General features: G+C 61.9%; 17 protein-coding genes. 6 read left to right on the plus strand and 11 right to left on the minus strand.

The genetic code is table 11. From position 1 onward, the window contains the following. Nucleotides 1-3: 3 nt before the first annotated feature. A complete protein-coding gene (locus PSH91_RS17070; RefSeq protein WP_305466273.1) occupies nt 4-4,845 on the minus strand; it encodes an RHS repeat-associated core domain-containing protein in 4,842 nt (1,613 codons plus the stop codon). A 368-nt stretch (nt 4,846-5,213) separates the two neighbouring features. Here PSH91_RS17070 and PSH91_RS17075 point away from each other — a divergent pair, with 368 nt between their 5' ends. Further along, nucleotides 5,214-5,888, plus strand: a complete 675-nt coding sequence (locus PSH91_RS17075; RefSeq protein WP_173406774.1) for a histidine phosphatase family protein — start codon at nt 5,214-5,216, stop codon at nt 5,886-5,888. Between the two features lie 104 nt (nt 5,889-5,992). On the opposite strand, the gene mnmH is transcribed toward PSH91_RS17075, so the two are convergent. Further along, complete coding sequence (gene mnmH, locus PSH91_RS17080; protein WP_076383992.1) at nt 5,993-7,096, minus strand: tRNA 2-selenouridine(34) synthase MnmH; 1,104 nt, start codon at nt 7,094-7,096, stop codon at nt 5,993-5,995. After that, nucleotides 7,096-8,130 (minus strand): selenide, water dikinase SelD, encoded by a 1,035-nt coding sequence (selD, locus tag PSH91_RS17085; RefSeq protein WP_047228441.1) that lies wholly within the window; start codon nt 8,128-8,130, stop codon nt 7,096-7,098. Before selD ends, mnmH begins: the two co-directional genes overlap by 1 nt. Before the next feature lie 139 nt (nt 8,131-8,269). Here selD and PSH91_RS17090 point away from each other — a divergent pair, with 139 nt between their 5' ends. Next, nucleotides 8,270-8,554, plus strand: a complete 285-nt coding sequence (locus PSH91_RS17090; RefSeq protein WP_076383991.1) for a hypothetical protein — start codon at nt 8,270-8,272, stop codon at nt 8,552-8,554. Between the two features lie 5 nt (nt 8,555-8,559). Here the strand turns inward: PSH91_RS17090 and PSH91_RS17095 are convergent, their stop codons facing one another. Both PSH91_RS17095 and PSH91_RS17100 read right to left on the minus strand, forming a co-directional pair. Beyond that, nucleotides 8,560-9,012, minus strand: coding sequence for a DMT family transporter (locus PSH91_RS17095; protein ID WP_047228443.1), 453 nt, complete (start codon nt 9,010-9,012; stop codon nt 8,560-8,562). A gap of 2 nt (nt 9,013-9,014) precedes the next feature. Continuing rightward, nucleotides 9,015-9,509, minus strand: a complete 495-nt coding sequence (locus PSH91_RS17100) for a DMT family transporter (RefSeq protein ID WP_305466275.1) — start codon at nt 9,507-9,509, stop codon at nt 9,015-9,017. Nucleotides 9,510-9,620: 111 nt separating this feature from the next. Between PSH91_RS17100 and PSH91_RS17105 the strand changes: the two genes are divergently transcribed. The 3 genes from PSH91_RS17105 (at nt 9,621) to PSH91_RS17115 (ending at nt 12,050) form a co-directional block, all read left to right on the plus strand. Continuing rightward, a complete protein-coding gene (locus tag PSH91_RS17105) occupies nt 9,621-10,553 on the plus strand; it encodes a LysR family transcriptional regulator (protein WP_047228445.1) in 933 nt (310 codons plus the stop codon). Between the two features lie 53 nt (nt 10,554-10,606). Continuing rightward, nucleotides 10,607-11,392: a hypothetical protein gene (locus PSH91_RS17110; protein WP_305466276.1), complete on the plus strand. Its 786-nt coding sequence runs from the start codon at nt 10,607-10,609 to the stop codon at nt 11,390-11,392. A gap of 70 nt (nt 11,393-11,462) precedes the next feature. Continuing rightward, a complete protein-coding gene (locus PSH91_RS17115; RefSeq protein ID WP_107322293.1) occupies nt 11,463-12,050 on the plus strand; it encodes a hypothetical protein in 588 nt (195 codons plus the stop codon). Nucleotides 12,051-12,264: 214 nt separating this feature from the next. Here PSH91_RS17115 and PSH91_RS17120 read toward each other — a convergent pair whose 3' ends face one another. The 4 genes from PSH91_RS17120 to PSH91_RS17135 all read right to left on the minus strand — a co-directional run bounded on the left by PSH91_RS17120 (nt 12,265) and on the right by PSH91_RS17135 (nt 15,663). After that, nucleotides 12,265-12,981 (minus strand): alpha/beta hydrolase, encoded by a 717-nt coding sequence (locus PSH91_RS17120; RefSeq protein WP_107322292.1) that lies wholly within the window; start codon nt 12,979-12,981, stop codon nt 12,265-12,267. Nucleotides 12,982-13,045: 64 nt separating this feature from the next. Beyond that, a complete protein-coding gene (locus PSH91_RS17125; RefSeq protein ID WP_188251313.1) occupies nt 13,046-14,158 on the minus strand; it encodes a M14 family metallopeptidase in 1,113 nt (370 codons plus the stop codon). A 104-nt stretch (nt 14,159-14,262) separates the two neighbouring features. Continuing rightward, complete coding sequence (locus tag PSH91_RS17130) at nt 14,263-15,042, minus strand: ABC transporter substrate-binding protein (protein WP_047228450.1); 780 nt, start codon at nt 15,040-15,042, stop codon at nt 14,263-14,265. Nucleotides 15,043-15,228: 186 nt separating this feature from the next. Continuing rightward, nucleotides 15,229-15,663: a rhodanese-like domain-containing protein gene (locus tag PSH91_RS17135; RefSeq protein WP_047228451.1), complete on the minus strand. Its 435-nt coding sequence runs from the start codon at nt 15,661-15,663 to the stop codon at nt 15,229-15,231. A 103-nt stretch (nt 15,664-15,766) separates the two neighbouring features. On the opposite strand from PSH91_RS17135, the gene ftrA reads away from it, so the two are divergent. Continuing rightward, nucleotides 15,767-16,741, plus strand: coding sequence for a transcriptional regulator FtrA (ftrA, locus tag PSH91_RS17140; RefSeq protein ID WP_076383987.1), 975 nt, complete (start codon nt 15,767-15,769; stop codon nt 16,739-16,741). Nucleotides 16,742-16,789: 48 nt separating this feature from the next. On the opposite strand, the gene cobF is transcribed toward ftrA, so the two are convergent. Together cobF and PSH91_RS17150 are read right to left on the minus strand one after the other, a co-directional pair. Continuing rightward, the gene (gene cobF / locus PSH91_RS17145) at nt 16,790-17,545 is read right to left on the minus strand and encodes a precorrin-6A synthase (deacetylating) (RefSeq protein WP_047228453.1); all 756 of its coding nucleotides are present in this window, start codon (nt 17,543-17,545) and stop codon (nt 16,790-16,792) included. After that, entirely contained in the window at nt 17,542-18,120 is a 579-nt protein-coding gene (locus PSH91_RS17150) for a histidine phosphatase family protein (protein ID WP_047228454.1), read from the minus strand. Before PSH91_RS17150 ends, cobF begins: the two co-directional genes overlap by 4 nt. Nucleotides 18,121-18,203 lie beyond the last annotated feature (83 nt).

Consider the following 18,203-nt stretch of genomic DNA (forward strand, 5'->3'; position numbering starts at 1 on the left):
GTGTTATTTCCTCTGGGGGTTGGGCAAAGAATACCCTACGTAGGAACCATCTCTTTTAAGCGGCGTAACGCCAATAATATCTTCCGTTCTTACTCGATCTGGAATTGCAATCTCATACTCATAGCTATAGGGAACGTCCTCTGGCGGAAGCTCCTTATTAACATCACGCCCAGGAATTTTTTTCAGAACATACAGATACCCTTTCCGCGTTCCATATTTTGTTCCAAAATCAAGCCCCACTTCAACGCTAGTTGTTGTGCTGACAAAATTACTCGGTGGATTTCTGTTATCCCAAATATGAAGCAGTAGGTCAGTACTTTTTCCCAAGCTCATAAAACCTTCTTTAAAAATGACCTCCGGCCCCCTCAAATCTCCACGATAAAGGTAGGTAGGTTTGGGTAGCGATTTTTCACCCTCATCCACCCCAACCTTAGCCGCCGGATCCTGACTACCAACCGCCGACCGGCACCCACCCTTCCCCGGACAATCCACCAACCCCAATGGATCCACCCACCCCGTCGGGTTCAGGGTGTAGCGATACCCGTTGAGGCCACCCGCCAGTTTGCTCGGGTCAGGCGTCAGGTAGCGGCCGGTTTCCGGATTGTAGTAGCGGTGCCGGTTGTAGTGCAGGCCGCTTTCGGGGTCGAAATATTGGCCCTGGAAACGCAACGGTTGTTCCAGCTGTTCGCCGCCGCCGTGGACCAGTTCGGTGGTTTTGCCGTAGCCGCTGTAGCGTGCCGACCAGACGATGGTGCCGCCGTAGTTGGTCAGTTCCTGGGGCGTGCCCAGGTGGTCGAGGTGGTAGTAGAACGGGCAGGCGTTCGGGCCTTTGCCGTCGAGCAGGGCCAGTGGGCGGAAGGTGCCCGGTTCGTAGACGTAGCTGCGGTGGTGGCGCGGGCTGCTTTCGGCGACGACCTGGTCACCTTGCCAGAAAAATTCCGTGGTCAGGCCGTCCACGGTCTTGCTGATGCGTCGGCCGAAGGCGTCGTAACGGTAGGACGTTTCGCGCCCGTGCGCCGTGGTGACGCCGATCAGCCGGTGTTGGCTGTCGTAGCGGTATTCGCTGACGAGGCACTGGGCCTTGCCGCGCCGTTCGCGGATCAGGTTGCCGAAGGCGTCGTAGTCGTAGTGCCGGTCGCCCTCCATCAGCAGGCGATTGCCCTTGAGGCGGGTCGGGCCGGGGCGGTCCTGCATCAGCAGGTTGCCGGCCGGGTCGTGGGCGAAGTGTTCCGGCGGCTCGCTGTGGGAATAGTCGATGCCGATCAGGCGATCCAGCGGGTCGTACTGGTAATGACGGCGGTTGCGCTTGTCGGAAATGGACTGCAGGTTGCCATTGGCGCTGTAGGCATAATCGCGCCAGAACAGTTGCTGCTGGTTCTGCCACACCGTCTGGGCCTTGAGCCGGCCTTGTTCGTCGTAGTCGTACTGGCTGAGCAGCAGGCCTTGGCGGCGCTGGCGTTCGCGCCCGCCGCTGAGCTGGTGTTCGGTGAGGCGCGAGCCGTTCAGGTCGATGGCCGTCAGCGCGCCGCCCCGGGCGTGGTGGTAGTCGAGCTGGCTGTTGTCCGGCAGGCGCAGGTGATTGAGGCGTCCGCAGGCGTCGTAGCGATAACGCAGGGTGCCCCAGCCCTGGTGTTCGCTGATCAGCCGGTCCTGGGCGTCGTATTCGAAGGCCAGCGGGTGAGCGGTGCCGTCGTTGACGTGGACCAGCCGGCCCAGCCCGTCGTAGCGGTATTCGATGGCCTGGCCGTCGGGCAAGGTCTTGACCAGCAGCCGCCCGGCCCCGTCGCGCTGGTAGCGGGTGACCCATTGGGCGCCGTCCGCGCCGTGCTCGGTTTTCTCCAGCAGGTGGCCATTGAGGTCGTAGGCGTAGGCGGTGCGTTGGCCGTCAAAGCCGATCTGCTGTCGGATCAATCCGTTAGGCGTGTAGTCCAGCTGATATTTTTCGCCGGATTCGTTTTCGATTTCAGTCAGCAACAGCCGCGCCGAGTCGTAGCGATACTTCAGTTCGCTGCCGTCGGGGTTGAGGCGACGGCTGATCAGGTGCAGGTCCTCGGCGTATTCATAGCGGGTGGTCCGCCCCAGCTCATCGCGCTCGGCGGTGACCTTGCCGTAGGCGTTGTAGTGCCAGGCGCGGGTCGCACCACCCGGCAAGGTGGTTTCGAGCAGGCGGCCCACCGCGTCCCACTGGTAGTGCGTGAGGGCGCCGTGTTCGTCCTGGCGGGTCAGCAAACGCCCCAGGGCGTCGTAGGAAAAACACCGGCGCCCCGTGTCGGGCAGGGTTTCTTCGGTCAGTTGGCCCAGCTGATTACGGGTAAACCGATGCTCGCTACCGTCGGGGTAACGGATCGCCAGCAATTGTCCTTGGGCGTCGTAGTCATAGCCGGTGCTCTGGCCGTGCGGATCGATGGCCTCGATCACATCGCCCTGGGCGTTGCGCCGGTATTGCCACACGGCCTTGCCGCGTGAGCGGGTGTGCAGGAAACCGTGGCGGTATTCGTAGGACGTTGGTTCTTCGTCCGGCGGAATCAGCGCCACCAGCCGTCCGGCTTCGTCGTAGCGGTATTCGGTGACGGCGCCCAGCGGGTCCTGTTCGGCAATCAGCCGGCCCCGGGGGTCATAGGCCTTGAGGTGCTCGCCGCCATCGGGCTCGACCTTGCGCACCAGCCGTGCCCGCTCGTCGTGGACGTACACCTCCTGGCTGCCATCCAGATGCTGGACCGTGACCTGCCCGTCCTCGCCCCAGGTGTAGCGGCTGTCCATCTGCGCAAACGAGGCCCAGTGCCGCACGCAGCGGGCTGCGCGGCCTGCCCCTTGCCACTCCCAGAAGAAACTCGCACCGCCGGCCAGTTGCCGTTGCAGGATGACGTGCTGGTCGTCGTAGTCGTAGCGTTCGCTTTCGCCGGCGGCGTTGGTCGCTTCGATCAGTCGGAAACGTCCGTCGTAGCGGTAGGACACCAACGTCTGTTCAGTGCGCCAGGCTTCGTCGAGGGTGATGGCCGGGTGAAAGCTCTGGTAGTCGATGGCGACCAGATGACGTTGCTCATAACGCAAGCGCAGGGCGCGTCCGGCGCCGTTGTCCAGGCGGCTGATGTCGCCATGGATGTTGCGCTTGATCGTCAGGCGGTTGGCATAGCGGTCGCTGAGGGCGGTCAGATGGCCGTCGCGAAAGTGTAGGAAAGGCGCGTCTTCGCCCGGCTGGGCGATGATCAGTTCGTCCGGTTCCACTCCGAGGTAAATCGCCGCGCGGGCCAGGCTGTTGTGGATCGCCGGGCGTTGCTCGCTGGGCAGCGGAAACGTCGTACGGCGGTTTTCCTGGTCGATCCAGATGACCTGCTCGCCCTCAAGCAACAGGCGATGCGCAAGGGCATGGCTCCAGCCGCGGCCCAGGCCGATGTCCAGGTCCACCGCGCTGGTGCGGTACAAGCGGGTGAAGACAAACGGCAGCCGGCCATCGAGGGTGCCGTCATCCAGGGTCAGCAGTTCTTCGCCGGTGACCATCGACACCGGGCAGCCGCTGGTCTGGGTCAGGGCCGCGGTGTCGGCGCTGTCACCGTTGGGGTTTTTCGATTGGCTGGGGGCGTCGTCGTGGGCTTCGAACTGGCTCAGGCGCGTGGAACCCTGGGTTTTTTCCCGCGCCACGGCGGCCGGATTGCTCACGGATACTGGCGCAGAATTCTCAGGGGTAATGTGCAAAGGTCCGACAGGCGTCGGTTTTAAAGGCGCACGCTGACTGACCACCAACGGTTTGAGCACATCGGCATGTTGATCGAGCCGGTCGGGGGTGAGTTGGCCCAATCTCAGGCTCGATGCCAGCAACCACTCCCGGGCCCGCTCCGAGCGGACCCGGCCCAGCACCTTACCGCTCATGCGCAGACCCAGGCCCAGCCCCCCGGTCAAACGCATCAGCAGGAAGTTGATCAGCACCGAGGCGCGCATCTCGCCCACGACTTCAGCAACGTGCTGGGGCGGCAACATCCGTAGCCAACTGGCGAAGGCCGCCATATGCACGAAGAGCAACGGCTCGTCGCTCAACACCATCAACCCTTTGGCGATTGCCTCGGAGGACGCCTTCAGTAGCTGCTCAAGCTCGGCTTGAGTCAGGTACTCCAACAACTTCTCGCTGTTGGCCTGCAGGTCCGCCAGCAGTTCGAAGACCTGTTTGACGTCGTCCCACAACTGATGCAGGGCGTCTGTGAACCCGCGCCAATCAGCTTGCTGCAATGCGCTGTAGCGCTCGAGAAATCCGCTGTCGGAAAACTCTACCCATTGCGGTTGAAATTCATCCCACTCCGCTTGCAGCCAACCTTCCAGTTGAGCAATCACGTCACGGTAGGACGCGTACAGCGCCTTGACATGCTCGGCCGTCACATGGGGAAAAAAGGTGATGCGATAACGCTGGCCCCGCCAGCAGTCGGGGACTTCCAGAATGCCGCTGGGGCCGATCACGTGATGAACCGGTTCGCCGAAGGTTTCTTTCCCCGGCTCGCCCCCGGTGATCGGTTCCAGCATCACCGGTGTGTCGCCAATCGGCACGAAGCGCGCCGCCTGGAACATGTGCACCAGCGTCAGCGGCCCCTCCGCCGGACAAGCGACCACCGTGGCGCTGACAGGTTGATCAAGGTCCTTCGGTGCCGCCAGGGACACTTCGTTGCCGACCTTGAACACCTGCTCGATATCCAGCGCCCAGCCGGTCCAGAAACTTTCAGCCCAGGCGTCGTAGTCGTTCAGGCAAGTGCGGAAGTCCGCCAGCACCGCTTCGATGTCCGGCTGCTCGGGGTCCATGGCCGCAATCACCAGCGAGCCGATGACGTTGTTCAAAGCCAGGAGTTTGTCGGGGGCGAACATGCGGGAATCTCGCGGTGCGGGGACGGACGCGAGACTTTGCCGAGGACGGCAGGGAAAATAAGTCAGAGGAGGAGACGGCAGGTGTAAGGCGATTCTTTAAATACAAAACCCAAATGAACGCGTCACGAAACTCGCACGCCCCATTCTTAAATCCGCAACATCCTGTCGCTAACATTCGCCCTACCTCCTGGCAGGAGGCCTTACAGTGCACGGAATCGGTCGGTATCGAACCAAAGGGCGCCAGAAGACTCTGAGCAATGCCCCGAGAAATCGAAGCGGCATCACGACAAGGAAAACACCGGAAGCCAAAAACTTCCTGGTGCCCAGGTTTGTCAGCCTGACTTGAGAGAGCCGAAGAATATTATTCAATGATGAACCCACTGAATTTCGCCAAACGCTTCAAGCGCCGACCGTGGCTGATGTTGCCTACGCTGCTTGTCGCTTGTGGCCTGGCGCTGTTGCTGGAGTCGAGCGTCAGTCGCGCCCAACCGGCCGACGGTATCCAGACCTTGGTGTTCCTGCGCCACGCCGAGAAACCCGCCGGCGGCCTGGGCCAGCTCAATTGCCAGGGGCTGAATCGCGCCATCGACCTGGCCACCCTGCTACCGGAGAAATTCGGCAAGGCCGACTATGTGTTCGCGGCCAACCCTACCCGCAACGTCGAAGAGGGCGAGCTGGATAATTCCTACAGCTACATCCGCCCACTGATGACCATCAGCCCCAGCGCCATCAAACTCGGGCTGCCGGTAAACATCGAGTATTCAGCCAATGACACCAGCGACCTGGCTGACGAACTGCTGCACGACAAGTACCACAACTCGATCATCTACACCGCTTGGTCGCACGGCTACCTGCCGGAGCTGATCAACCAGGTCGCCAGCGACGCGATGGGCAAGAAGCAGACGATTACCGATGATTGGGAATCGGGGGATTTCGATTCGCTGTACGTGCTGACCCTGACCTGGCACAACGGCAAGGCCAGTCTCACCAGCCAGAACTACAAGCAAGGCCTGGACAACGGGCAGGAAACTTGTCCGACATAGGCTGCGGACATTACTTTCGACAATACCTCCTCAATCACCGCCACTGGTCCCCACCGTTATCGCGAGCAGGCTCGCTCCCACAGGGGATTGGCGGTGGGCAGCGATCACCCTTTGCGGGCCGCTCGCTCACGCAGATACTCCAGCACCGCCACCTGCTCACCCGCGAACTCGATCCGCCCGCCCTTCTTCTCGCGCTGGAACACGTACATCGGGTCGTAATACTCACGCAACAGGCCTTCGATCCAGCCGCGATGCAAGTCGACGGCGCCGCTGGTCGCCTGCTCGGCCAGGGCCGCTTCCATGATTTGGAGCAAACGTCGATGGCGGTCGCCACCCAGGCGCTTATGGATGTTATTGAGGCTTGCCAGCAACCGCTCGCAAAACAGCGAGAATCCTTCATCGCCATGGACTGCGACAAATTCGCCGCACAGGTTGATGACGTAATCGCGCAGGATCCGCTCGACCCGCCGCTCCAGGCTGTCCTCAAGCCAGACCATCGGAACCTGTTGCATGCGCTGGTACAAAGACAGCGGCAAGGCGCAACTGCCGACCATGCGGCTTTCATCTTCCAGCACGAACTGTTCGATACCAGCGGCACGTTTTTTCAGCACATCCACGGCCAGCAGGTTCTCGAAATCGATATTGGAAGGCTGCCCGGTGGCGCGCTTGCCGAAGCTCGAACCGCGATGGTTGGCGTAACCTTCCAGATCCAGGCTGTTGCCCAGTTGAGTCAGCACTTCTGTCTTGCCGGTGCCGGTCATGCCGCCCAGCAACACCAAGTCGCATTGGGCAACCGCCTGCTCGACGGTGTCGAGCAGGAATGTACGCATGGCCTTGTAGCCGCCGCCGACCCTGGGATAGTCGATGCCCGCCTCGTCCTTGAGCCACTGCTGGACGATCTGTGAGCGCAAGCCTCCCCTGAAGCAATACAACACACCATCAGGATGGGCTGTTGCGAACTCGGCCCAGGCCTGGATGCGTTGCGCCTTGGTGTCGCCGGACACCAATTGATGCCCCAGGACAATGGCCGCCTGTTGGCCCTGCTGCTTGTAGCAAGTACCGACCCGTTGCCGTTCGATGTCGGTCATCAACGGCAGATTGACCACGCCGGGGAATGCGCCCTTGAGAAATTCGACGGGGGCACGGGTGTCCATCATCGGTCGGTCATTGAGAAAAATATCGCGGTAATCGGTGATGTCATGGGTCATCAAGACACCTCGACCGCGTAGGTCTGTCGCTCGACCAGTTCACCGATCGGCTCCAGTGCAAACCCCAGTTCAGCGGCGACCGCCAGAAACGCTTCGTTGCCCTCGGGCGTGACGGCGATCAGCAGTCCGCCGCTGGTCTGCGGGTCGCACAGCACTCGCTTGTGCAGTTCCTGCACGCGCCCGACCTTGCTGGCGTAGCTGTCGTAGTTGCGCAGCGTACCGCCCGGCACGCAGCCTTGGTCAAGGTAATACTCGACGCCCGGCAGACGCGGCACCGCGTCGTAGCGGATACGCGCCGTCAACTGGCTGCCATCGGCCATTTCCACCAAATGCCCGAGCAGGCCGAAACCGGTGACGTCGGTCATCGCCGCCACGCCATCGAGCTTGCCGAAGCGGCTGCCCGGCTTGTTGAGGGTGCACATCCAGTCGCGGGCCAGGCCAACATCGGCGGCGCGCAGCTTGCCTTTCTTTTCCGCGGTGGTGAGGATGCCGATGCCCAAGGGCTTGGTCAGGTACAGACGGCAACCGGCGGTGGCGGTGTCGTTGCGCTTCATATGACGCTTTTGCACCAGGCCCGTGACCGCCAGGCCGAAAATCGGCTCGGGCGCATCGATCGAATGGCCGCCCGCCAGGGGAATGCCTGCTTCGTCACATACCGAACGACCGCCGCGAATCACTTCGCGAGCGATTTCCGGGGCCAGTACATTGACCGGCCAGCCGAGAATCGCAATCGCCATCAACGGATCACCGCCCATGGCGTAGATGTCGCTGATGGCATTGGTGGCGGCGATGCGACCGAAATCAAAAGGATCGTCGACAATCGGCATGAAGAAATCGGTGGTAGAGACCACCCCGCGCTCCTCGTCGATGGCGTATACCGCAGCGTCGTCCCGGGAGGCATTGCCAACCCACAACTTGGGGTCAAGGTTCTGCGCACCGCTGCCGGCCAGGATCACTTCCAGCACCTGTGGCGAAATCTTGCAGCCGCAACCGGCGCCGTGGCTGTACTGGGTCAGGCGAATCGGCTCGCTCATGGGCATACCTCTCGTAAGTCAAGGTGGGCGATTCTAGCAGCAACGCCGCCGGTTCAGTGCCGGCGCGAACCCATTGAATTTTCCCCCACCAGAGGAATCACTAGAAGACCAGCCGAGCATTCATCCCAGGAGACCGCCGATGTCCCTCGCCCCCGCTGCCGACGACAGCACCGACCTTAAGTATGGCCTCGACACGCTGTTTGGTCGCCAGACCCAAAGCGTCGATTGCCGCTACGATGTCCAACGCCTGGATGACGGTGAACCGGTGTGGTTCGCCCTGCACGTTCAGCCACCGCTGCCGGATGATCTGGAAAAAGCCCAGATCGTGGTCTTCAGCACCGAAGGCCGGCACATTGGCGGTATTGTCCGGCTTGCCAAGCGTCTGGACGATGGCAGCCTGCGACTGGAAGTCGAGCCCGACTGAGGTTCTCAGGCCTGCCGTGCACTGCTGCGATACATGAATACCAGCGCCAGTGCCAGGCAGGCCATCGCCAGCACCCGACTCCCGGACAACTCAATAGCGGGGTTGCCCAACCAGCCGAAATTGTCGATCAGCATGCCCATGGCCAACTGCCCGAGGATCACCGCCACGGTCGCCACGGCGGTGCCGACCCTTGGCACCGCGCCGACCATGACCATCATGTACACCACACCAAACAAGGCACCGCCAAGTTGCCATTTCGGCACGTCCAGCAGGCTGACGGCGTGAGCGGGTTCAAAAAACACGATCAGTAACCCGGTGACCACCGTGCCCACCACGAATGTCAGCAGACTGCTGCGCAGCACACCGACCGTCTGGCCCAGGCGACCGTTGATGGCCGCCTGCACGCTCAACACCGCACCGGCCCCAACGACCAGCAGCAATAGCAAAAACAGATTCATATTCAACCTCGGGCAATCAGGACAAGGGCTACGACGATCAGCGCCAAGGCGAGCCAGCGCTCGCCGTTGACCCGCTTGCGGGTTGCACCGAACCAGCCGAAGTGGTCGATCAGCACGCTTTTACCCACTTGCCCGGAAAGGATTGCGACCATGGTCATGGCAATGCCGATGTGGGGCGTGGCAAGCGTCAGCACGACCACGTAGATCGGCCCCAGGAAACCACCGATCAATTGCCAGCGCGGCAACTCATTCAAGGCGGGGCCTTGTTGCGGACCACTGAGCAGCAACAGCAGAAATAGAATCGCCGAACCGACGCCGAATATGCTCAGGGTTGCCCAGAGATGCCCCACTTGAACCCCCAGCGGCCCCAGCAGACCGGCCTCTACCGACAGGCCCATGCCAGCCAGGATCACCAGGGGCAGCAACAGCCAGCGCAAAAGCACTCGTGGTTTGGAGGCAGCCGCCGGGGCGGCGGCGTTGAGTGAAGACGCTTGCATGATCAGAACCTCTGAGAAGAACAATGAGCGGGATTATCGGCTGGCGCAGCTGTGCGATAAATGGGAGCATCCAGACAACACTTTTGCGCAACTCGCACAGCGGAGCAGTCCATGCACGGTCTCAATGAACTCGGCTTCAAGGCCCTGCGGTTGTTTGTCGCCGTGCTCGACCACGGCAGCTTCTCGGAGGTGGCCCGGCGCGAAGGCCTGGCGCCGTCGTCGATTTCCCGGCAGATCCAGTTGATGGAACAGGCCCTCAACCAGCAGTTGTTGTATCGACACACCCGCGCTGTTTCGCCCACTGAAGCCGGCCGCCTGCTGGGTCATCATGCACGCCTGTTGCTGGTGCAACTGGAAGAAGCCGAACAGGCGCTGCAGGAACAACACAGTGAGCCGGCTGGACTGGTGCGGATCAATGCCCCGGTGGTGTTCGGCCAGCGCCATCTGACGCCGTGGCTGGGGTCATTGTGTGAGCGCTACCCGAAGCTGCAACTGGACATCCAGCAAACCGACAGCTACGTCGACCCGCTGCAGGAAGGCGCGGACCTGCTGTTTCGCATCGGCCCGCTGCACGATTCAGGCATGCAAGCGCGAATCCTCGCCCCGCACCGCTTTCAGATCGCCGCCAGCCCCGCGTACCTGGCGCGTTGCGGCACGCCGCTCAAACCCCAGGACCTGGCGAACCATCAGTGTCTGGCCTACAAGGGCGTGGCCGGCCAGCAACGCTGGTTTTTTCGCCGTCCGGGTCAGGCCTGGACGCCCTACAGCGTCAAAGGGCCGATCACCGGCAACCATGCCGACACCCTGACCCAGGCGGCCGAACAAGGCCTGGGGCTGGTGATGTTTCCGTCGTGGTTGATCGGCGAAGCCGTGCGCAACGGCACCCTCGTGCCGGTATTGCGCGACTACGAAGCCTCCAACAGCCTTGAGCCCCAGCAGATCGCCATTCTCTGGCCGGGCAGCCGACGTCTGTCGGTGAAAGTGCGTACCGTGATTGACTTTTTTCTACAGTGTTTTGGCGAAGTACCTTACTGGGATCGCTGAAACTGCGAGGTCGGTGCTAACGTGTCGACCCGTCGCCTGACAAGGATAACCCCGTGCTGCTGCTCAAATTATTGGTGATTCCCGCTTTCCTGCTGCTGATTTCCCTGGCGGGCCGGCGTTGGGGACCGAGCGTGGCCGGTTGGCTGTCGGGGTTGCCGGTGGTGGTGGGTCCGATTCTGTTGTTCCTGGCCCTGGAACAGGGCGAGGCGTTTGCCGCTCAGTCGGCGACAGCGGCGCTGTCGGCCATGTTTGCAATGATTGCATTCTGTGTGGTGTACGCCCGGGTCGCCCAGCATCGTGACTGGCCTTGGGCGCTGGGTATCGCGTTGGGCGTCTGGGCGCTGGTGGCGATGGTGCTGTCCTGGTTGCCGGCCTCGCTGCCGCTGTCGAGCGTGATCGCCATTGTGGCATTGCTGGCCGCGCCTTATCTGTTCCCGACGGTTCGACCGGTGATGAGCAGCCCGGCTCCCAAATCCGACAAGCTGCTGCTACGCATGGTCGCCGGCGCGCTGTTGACCCTGGCGGTGACGCTGCTGGCCAGCACCGTGGGTGAACGCTGGAGCGGGCTACTGGCGGTGTTCCCGGTGCTGGGCAGCGTCATGGCAGTGTTCTCCCAGCAAACCCGGGGCGCGGCCTTCACCGCCGCGTTGCTGCGGGCCACGGCCACTGGCATGTATTGCTTCACCGCGTTCTGCCTGACCCTGGCCCTCACCCTGCCGCTGCTCGGCATGCCGGCCTTTGTCGTGAGTGTCGCGGTGTCGGTGGTCATGCTGCTGGTGACCCGCCGCCTGCTGGTGCGCGCCTCTGCCCCACGGGCCAATGATGTGGCGCACTCGTGACCGGCGCTGGAGCCGGTTGGACGCCCATGGGATGATCGCGCTCAAGCACACCCCTCTGTGGAGCGTTTCAATGTCATTGGTAAGTAAACAAGCCGCTGCCCTGATGCTGACGGTCATCGCCAGTCTGGTGGTGGTGCCTGCTTATGCCGCCCAGCCCAAAACCGGCGGCGCAGCACAGGTACAAAAGGTTTCCCTGCTGGGAAGCAAGTTCAACTTCACCCTGCCCAAGGGCTTCACTGCGACACCGCTTCCGGCCGGCGATGCCGCTCAGGGCACGGCGGGGGCGAAGGGGACGATGTACAGCAATGCCACCAGCAAAACCGTGGTGATCACGGCTGAAAACACCATCATCGATGGCTCGAATGTGAAAGACGACGACAGCACATTCCTCGATGCCACCATGGCCGACTTCGCCGTCCAGAAAATCAAGGCCCTGCCGGATGCCAAGATCCTGAGCGAGAAAAGCCTGACCCAAAAAGGTACCGGCCTGGGTCTGCGCCAGCTCGATACCAAGGCGACCCAAGGCGGTGGGCCGACCCTCGATACCACGTTGCTGGGCGCCTCAGGCATGCGCATGGCAGTGGTACAGATCATTTCCCGGGCCAGCGACAAGGCCGGGCATGAGGCGCTGGTGAAGCAGATCGTCGCTGGTCAGTGACTTGATGGACCGGGTGGTTTTCATCGCGAGCAGGCTCGCTCCCACAGAGATTCTGGGGCGACATGAATCTTGATATCCAATCTGCTATTCATCGCGAGCAATCTTTGCCCCCACAGGACTGGAGGCAATCCCGTTTCTGGGAGCAACTCGGGAAAAAGGTGGGAGCGAGCCGGCTCGCGATGACGGCGGCACACTCAACACCTCTGTCACTGAATCAGGGATTAAGCCGCTCCAGCCAGGCGCGCAGATCCCGCACCTGCATGGCACTGACGCTGTGGCCAACGCCCGGATAGGCATGGAATTCGGGCTCCAGGGCCAGGGTCTTGAGGAAGCTGTCCGCCTCGGTGCCGTCGTGGTATGGGATCACCGAGTCCGCCGTACCATGACCGATAAATACCGCCAGCGTCCGGCGCGACTCGTCGGGTGTCAGTTCGGCCCGCAGTACCGACAGCACCCGCCCGCCCAGCGCGGCAATGCCACCGACGGCCTCGGGATGGCGCAGGGCGACCTCGTAACTCATCATCGCGCCCTGGCTGAAACCGACCAGGTATACGTTGCTCGCATCGGTCGGGTACTTGACCCGGGCCTTCTCGATGAAATCCAACAGCATCTGGCCGCTGGCCTTCAGGTCCGCGGTATCACCGTCGTAGGCGCCCTCGCCCTTCTTGGCAAACCATTGATACTGGCCCCGCTCCACGGTCTTGGGCGCTCGTACCGATAGGTAGTTGTAGTCACTGGGCAACTCATCCTTGAGGTCGAACAGGTCTTGCTCACTGCCGCCGGAGCCATGCAGGAAGATCACCAGCGGCCGGTTTCTGGCCTGCTCATCGGCATGGGCCAGGTAATTGAGGGGCAAATCGGTGTGCAGCGCAGGCTGAGCCTGCAAACCGCAAGACACTACCAACAGCAACAGGGCGAGCGCTTTGAACATCAGTCTTCCTCCATCATTCGATAGCCGCACGGCAACGCGCGTGCGCTGAGATAGACAGCAGTTATCAGTCGTTGATCAATTTCCCCGCGCGAATCGGCGCTCGCCCGGCCACTTTCGCCTGCCAGATTCCAGGCTGGGTATAGCGCCCACGGTCCAGCGCAAACAACACGCCGCTGGTGCCGGCCCGAACAGTAGTAACCCGATCGTTCAACGGATCGACCACTTCGAACAACGGATCGCCCTGCTCCACCCACTCACCGGCCTCGCGCAGGAAGCTCACCACCCCATGATGCGGCGCGAACAGGTACTCAGTGCCTTCGAACGGAAAACCTTCACAACAGTGCGCTGGCGCGGGCGGCCAGTCACCACCGATGAAACCCTGCTCGGCCAGGAACCCGAGAATGGCTTCGCAATTGGCCTGGGCCTGATCCACCCGAGTGTCGCCCATGCTGCCCAGTTCCAGCGTGGTCGCCAGGTTGGCCGGCGGGATCGCGGCCTCGGGGAAGGTCTTGGCCAGACGCAACCAGGGCGAGGAACAAGACTCGTCGAAGGAACTGCCGCCAGAGTCTTCGCACAGCAACGCCACGCCCGCCTTCAACCGCGCGGCCAGGGAGCGCCACTGCGGCCAGTGTTGCGGCAAGGCGTACAGGTGAATCGCCGCCTCGAAGTCGCAATGCAGGTCCAGGGTGACATCGGCGTCGCAGGCATGGCGCAGCAGCAGGCGATGCAGGGCCTCGAGTTGTGAGGGCGGCGCCGGCAAATCGTCCAGCACCTGAACCATGGTCTGGCGGATCAGCGTGATATTGGCGGCCGGGTCGTCGCCCAGGCGATCACCGATGCGTTGGGCCACCGGCGCGCTGAGTTCCACGAAAGACCGATTGAAGTTCTTGCCGCTGCCCAGCTCGAAACGCCCCAGGTGCGCGCTCTGCAGATGCTGGTCCAGGCCGATGGGGTTGGCCACGGGCACCAGTTCAATCACGCCGTTGAGCAAGCCTTGGGTCTCAAGCTCGTTGAGTCGTTGTTTCAGCTCCCATGCCGTGCGCATGCCGGGCAATTCATCGGCGTGCAGGCTGGCCTGGATATACGCCTTGCGTGGACCGTGGCCGTAACGAAACACACTGAGCCGGCGCTCGGTGCCCAGGTGGCTCCATGGCAGGGTATGGTCGATGCGTTGCATGAGGAACTCCCAATAACGGTATTTCGACGGGCGCTGGGGTAAAACACTCGCCCATGAAAAAGGTGGCCGACCGGGTCAACGGCGGGCCACCTTGGTTTCAGCGATTAATGCCCGTAGACATCAAAAGCGAAGTACTTGTCCTGCACTTTCTTGTACGTGCCGTTGGCGCGGATTTGCGTGATGGCGTCGTTGAATTTCTCGGCCAGGGCCTTATCCCCCTTGCGCACCGCAATGCCGGCGCCGCCACCGAAGTATTTGGCATCTTCATAGGTCGGGCCCACGAAGGCAAAACCTTTGCCGGCGTCCGTTTTCAGGAAGCCGTCGTCGAGGTTGACCGAGTCGGCGAGCATGGCGTCGAGACGACCGGCGACCATGTCCAGGTTGGCTTCTTGCTGGGAGCTGTAACGCACCAGATTGATACCGGCGGGCACCAGCACCTCGGTGGCGAAACGGTCGTGGGTACTGGCACGCAGCACACCGACTTTCTTGCCCTTGAGTTCGGTCAGCGGGTCCTTGACGTCGCTGCCTTCCTTCATCACGAAACGCGCCGGGGTGTGGTAGTACTTGATGGTGAAGTCGACGTTTTTCTTACGATCATCGGTGATGGTCATGGACGACAGGATCGCGTCGATTTTCTTCACTTTCAGCGCTGGGATCAGGCCGTCAAATTCCTGCTCGACCCAAGTGCACTTGACCTTCATCTGCTCGCACAGCGCGTCGCCGATATCAACATCGAAACCCGTCAGCTTGCCGTCGGGGGTTTTCATCGAGAACGGCGGGTAACCGGCTTCGATTCCGAGGCGGATCGGCTTGGCGTCTTCGGCCACGGCCGACAAGGACAACACGGACAGTGCCAAGGCACCAAACATTGCTAGCTTGTTCATTTTTGCTCCTGAGTGCGCAGGTTTTTATTAGCGGGTTATCGGCAGATTCTTAGGCAGCGTTCGGTCATTAAAAACCGAAGTGGCCGGCAGTCTAGAGGGGCACTCAGGAGGCGAATTGTGTTGAGGCGACAAATATTTATAGAAACAACCAGGCCACAGGGATTGCACCCTGCTGGCTGGAAAGGATCAGCAGTCGCAACCGACAGCCTGGTCCGCCGCGCATTGCACTGCGCCAGTCAGACGGAAGCCTTCGTCCAGCCAGCCCATGACACCGCCAATCATTTCCTTGACCGGATAACCCAAGGTCGCCAGACGCACTGCCGCTTTGTTCGCGCCATTGCAATGCGGGCCCGCGCAATAGACCACAAACAGCGCGGTCTTGGGATAAGCCGCCAGCGCCTGGGCGGTCAGCGAGCGGGTTGGCAGGTTGATCGCCCCGGGCACATGCCCGCGCTCGAAAGCCAGTGGCCCGCGCACGTCCACCAGCACGAAATCGACTTCTCCAGCCTGTTGGCTGGCGTGAACGTCGGAGCAATCGGTTTCGAACGTCAGACGCCGGCTGAAATGTTGCAGGGCTAGGTCGGACGGGGCAGCAGGCACTTGGCGAACCAGGCTGGTCATGAGTGTGTACTCCACAGACAAATGAGGGGGTGAGCAGACTTTATCCGGCCGATGCTTACCGCTACAGTGGCGCACAAGACACTCTGTGGGAATTTTCCGCCATATGCAGCCCAATCCCGGTCTGGTCGCCATCCTCGCCTACGACGGCCTGTGCACCTTCGAATTCGGCATCGCCATCGAGATATTCGGCCTTGCCCGACCTGAGTTCGATTTCCCTTGGTACAAACATCGGATCGTTGCCGTCGATGACGGCCCGATGCGGGCCATGGGCGGCTTCCAGATCCTGGCCGATGGCGGCATGGAATTATTGCAAACGGCGCAAACCATCGTGGTGCCCGGCTGGCACAGTCGCGACGAACCACCGCCGCCGGCGCTGCTTGAGGCATTGCGCTGCGCCCATGCCCGGGGCGCGCGCCTGCTGTCGATCTGCTCAGGGGCATTCGTGCTGGCCGCCGCCGGCTTGCTCGATGGACTGGGCGCTACCACTCACTGGCGCTACACCGATGAACTGGCCAAAAGTTTTCCCGCCATCCTGGTAGACCCGGATGTGCTGTACGTGGATTCGGGGCAAGTCATTACTTCGGCCGGCAGCGCCGCGGGCATTGATGCCTGCCTGCACCTGGTGGCGCGGGATTTCGGCACCCAGGTTGCCAACGCCGTGGCGCGGCGACTGGTGATGTCACCACAACGCACGGGCGGCCAGGCGCAGTTCATTCCTTCACCGGTCAGCCGCACGCCACGCAGCGATTTGTCCGGCGTCATGCACTGGGCCCGCGAACGCCTGCACGAACCGCTCGGTGTGCGCGAACTGGCCAGCCAGGCGGCCATGAGCGAGCGAACCTTCCTGCGGCACTTCACCCAGGCCTGCGGCCTGTCGCCCAAGGCCTGGCTGCAACATGAGCGCCTGGCCCGGGCTCGCGAGTTGCTGGAAAGCACCGAAGACAACACCGACAACATCGCCCAGCTGTGCGGCTACCGCTCGGTGGAAAGCTTTCGCGTGGCATTTCGCAGTGTGGTGGGGCTGGCGCCGTCGGTGTACCGGGAGCGGTTTGGACGTGGGGCGAAGGCGGTCAGTTGACGTGGAAACTGTCGAACATTGGGGTCTGACGTATCAAGGTTTGAGTTATCAAGGTTTGCGCAACAAATAAGTATCCATGATCCATCCGTTCGCCTGCCGTGCGGCCTTGCGGGTGCGTTCGATGCTTTCAGCCACCTCCTCCAGCCGACCGGCGATCAGGATCTGATCCGGTGTGCCCACATAGGCCCCCCAGTAGATGTGCGTATCCGGATCGGATACCTGGCGATACGCATCTTCAGCATCGAGCATCACCACCACGCTTGCCGAGTCACCGACCTGCCCTGCCGCCAGCCGGCGGCCCGTGGTGATCTCCAGCGAACCGCCAATGCTGTTCAATGGCACCTTATGTTGCGCCGCGAGGGCCTGGACGCTGGTGATGCCCGCAATCACCTCGAATTCGAAGGCGCAGCGACCCGCGTCGAGAATCGACTGCAAGATACGCACGGTGCTGTCGTACAACGACGGATCGCCCCAGACCAGGAAACCGCCGCACTGCCCGTCAGACAACTGCTCTTCGATCAACCGCTCGAAGGTAGCCTGCTTCGCCCGGTTCAGATCTTCGACACTGGCGGCGTAGTCCACGTCGCCGCGTTGTCGCTCGGGGCTGTAGGCTTCGACGAAACGGTAGGTACGATCAACGATGTAGCGTTGGCAGATTTCCCGCCGCAGATCCACTAACGCCTGCTTGGCAGGCCCCTTGTCCATGAGAAAGAACACATCCACCCGATTCAAGGCTTTCACTGCCTGGATCGTCAGGTAATCCGGATCGCCGGCACCAATACCGATGACTGACAGTTTTTTCATTCGAGTGACTCCTGGCCGGGACCCTCGGTGCGCAATCGCCACACACCGTTGAAACGCAACTCGACAGTCGACAGCGGTTCGATGTCGAGACGGTTGAAGGCAGCTGCCGGACAGCCCAATACGGTCACCACGGCCGCGCGGATCACGAACGGATGAGTGACGGCCAACACATGCCCTGGCCGGCCTTCCAGGCTGGCCAACCAGTCGCTGACACGATGGTACAAGCGGGTGACGGATTCGCCGCCATGGGGAGCCGCATCGGGATCGTCGAGCCAGGCTTGCAGGGGTTGCGGTTCGACCTTGAGCAACTGGTCGATGGACAAGCCACGCCAGCGACCCAGATCGCAATCGGCCAGGTCAGCGACCACCTGGGCGTCGTCGCCGAACAGGGCGGCAGTCTGCCGGGTGCGCAACTCCGGCCCGCAGAGCAACTGCCGGACATTTCGGTAGCCGTGGCCCGGCTCCGGGCGTTTGCCCAGCCAGTCGGCATCCAGCGGTTCATCCAGGCCAAAACGCGCCTGCTTCTGGGCGACGGTGCGGGCATGGCAGATCAGGGTCAGGCGAGTGGCTTGCACACACGGTACTCAGACAGTCGAACGGGTTTCATGGAGGTGATACTCCGGCTTTTTCTTGTACAGCACCTTATATGAAATCAAAT

Origin of the sequence: Pseudomonas sp. FP1154 (assembly GCF_030687245.1) — a bacterium.
Lineage (GTDB): Bacteria > Pseudomonadota > Gammaproteobacteria > Pseudomonadales > Pseudomonadaceae > Aquipseudomonas > Aquipseudomonas rhizophila.

Excerpts from the sequence above, each read along its gene's own strand:
- PSH91_RS17070 (WP_305466273.1), bottom strand. The coding sequence starts at position 4,845 with ATGTTCGCCCCCGACAAACTCCTGGCTTTGAACAACGTCATCGGCTCG.
- PSH91_RS17075 (WP_173406774.1), top strand. The coding sequence starts at position 5,214 with ATGATGAACCCACTGAATTTCGCCAAACGCTTCAAGCGCCGACCGTGG.
- mnmH (WP_076383992.1), bottom strand. The coding sequence starts at position 7,096 with ATGACCCATGACATCACCGATTACCGCGATATTTTTCTCAATGACCGA.
- selD (WP_047228441.1), bottom strand. The coding sequence starts at position 8,130 with ATGAGCGAGCCGATTCGCCTGACCCAGTACAGCCACGGCGCCGGTTGC.
- PSH91_RS17090 (WP_076383991.1), top strand. The coding sequence starts at position 8,270 with ATGTCCCTCGCCCCCGCTGCCGACGACAGCACCGACCTTAAGTATGGC.
- PSH91_RS17095 (WP_047228443.1), bottom strand. The coding sequence starts at position 9,012 with ATGAATCTGTTTTTGCTATTGCTGCTGGTCGTTGGGGCCGGTGCGGTG.
- PSH91_RS17100 (WP_305466275.1), bottom strand. The coding sequence starts at position 9,509 with ATGCAAGCGTCTTCACTCAACGCCGCCGCCCCGGCGGCTGCCTCCAAA.
- PSH91_RS17105 (WP_047228445.1), top strand. The coding sequence starts at position 9,621 with ATGCACGGTCTCAATGAACTCGGCTTCAAGGCCCTGCGGTTGTTTGTC.
- PSH91_RS17115 (WP_107322293.1), top strand. The coding sequence starts at position 11,463 with ATGTCATTGGTAAGTAAACAAGCCGCTGCCCTGATGCTGACGGTCATC.
- PSH91_RS17120 (WP_107322292.1), bottom strand. The coding sequence starts at position 12,981 with ATGTTCAAAGCGCTCGCCCTGTTGCTGTTGGTAGTGTCTTGCGGTTTG.
- PSH91_RS17125 (WP_188251313.1), bottom strand. The coding sequence starts at position 14,158 with ATGCAACGCATCGACCATACCCTGCCATGGAGCCACCTGGGCACCGAG.
- PSH91_RS17130 (WP_047228450.1), bottom strand. The coding sequence starts at position 15,042 with ATGAACAAGCTAGCAATGTTTGGTGCCTTGGCACTGTCCGTGTTGTCC.
- PSH91_RS17135 (WP_047228451.1), bottom strand. The coding sequence starts at position 15,663 with ATGACCAGCCTGGTTCGCCAAGTGCCTGCTGCCCCGTCCGACCTAGCC.
- ftrA (WP_076383987.1), top strand. The coding sequence starts at position 15,767 with ATGCAGCCCAATCCCGGTCTGGTCGCCATCCTCGCCTACGACGGCCTG.
- cobF (WP_047228453.1), bottom strand. The coding sequence starts at position 17,545 with ATGAAAAAACTGTCAGTCATCGGTATTGGTGCCGGCGATCCGGATTAC.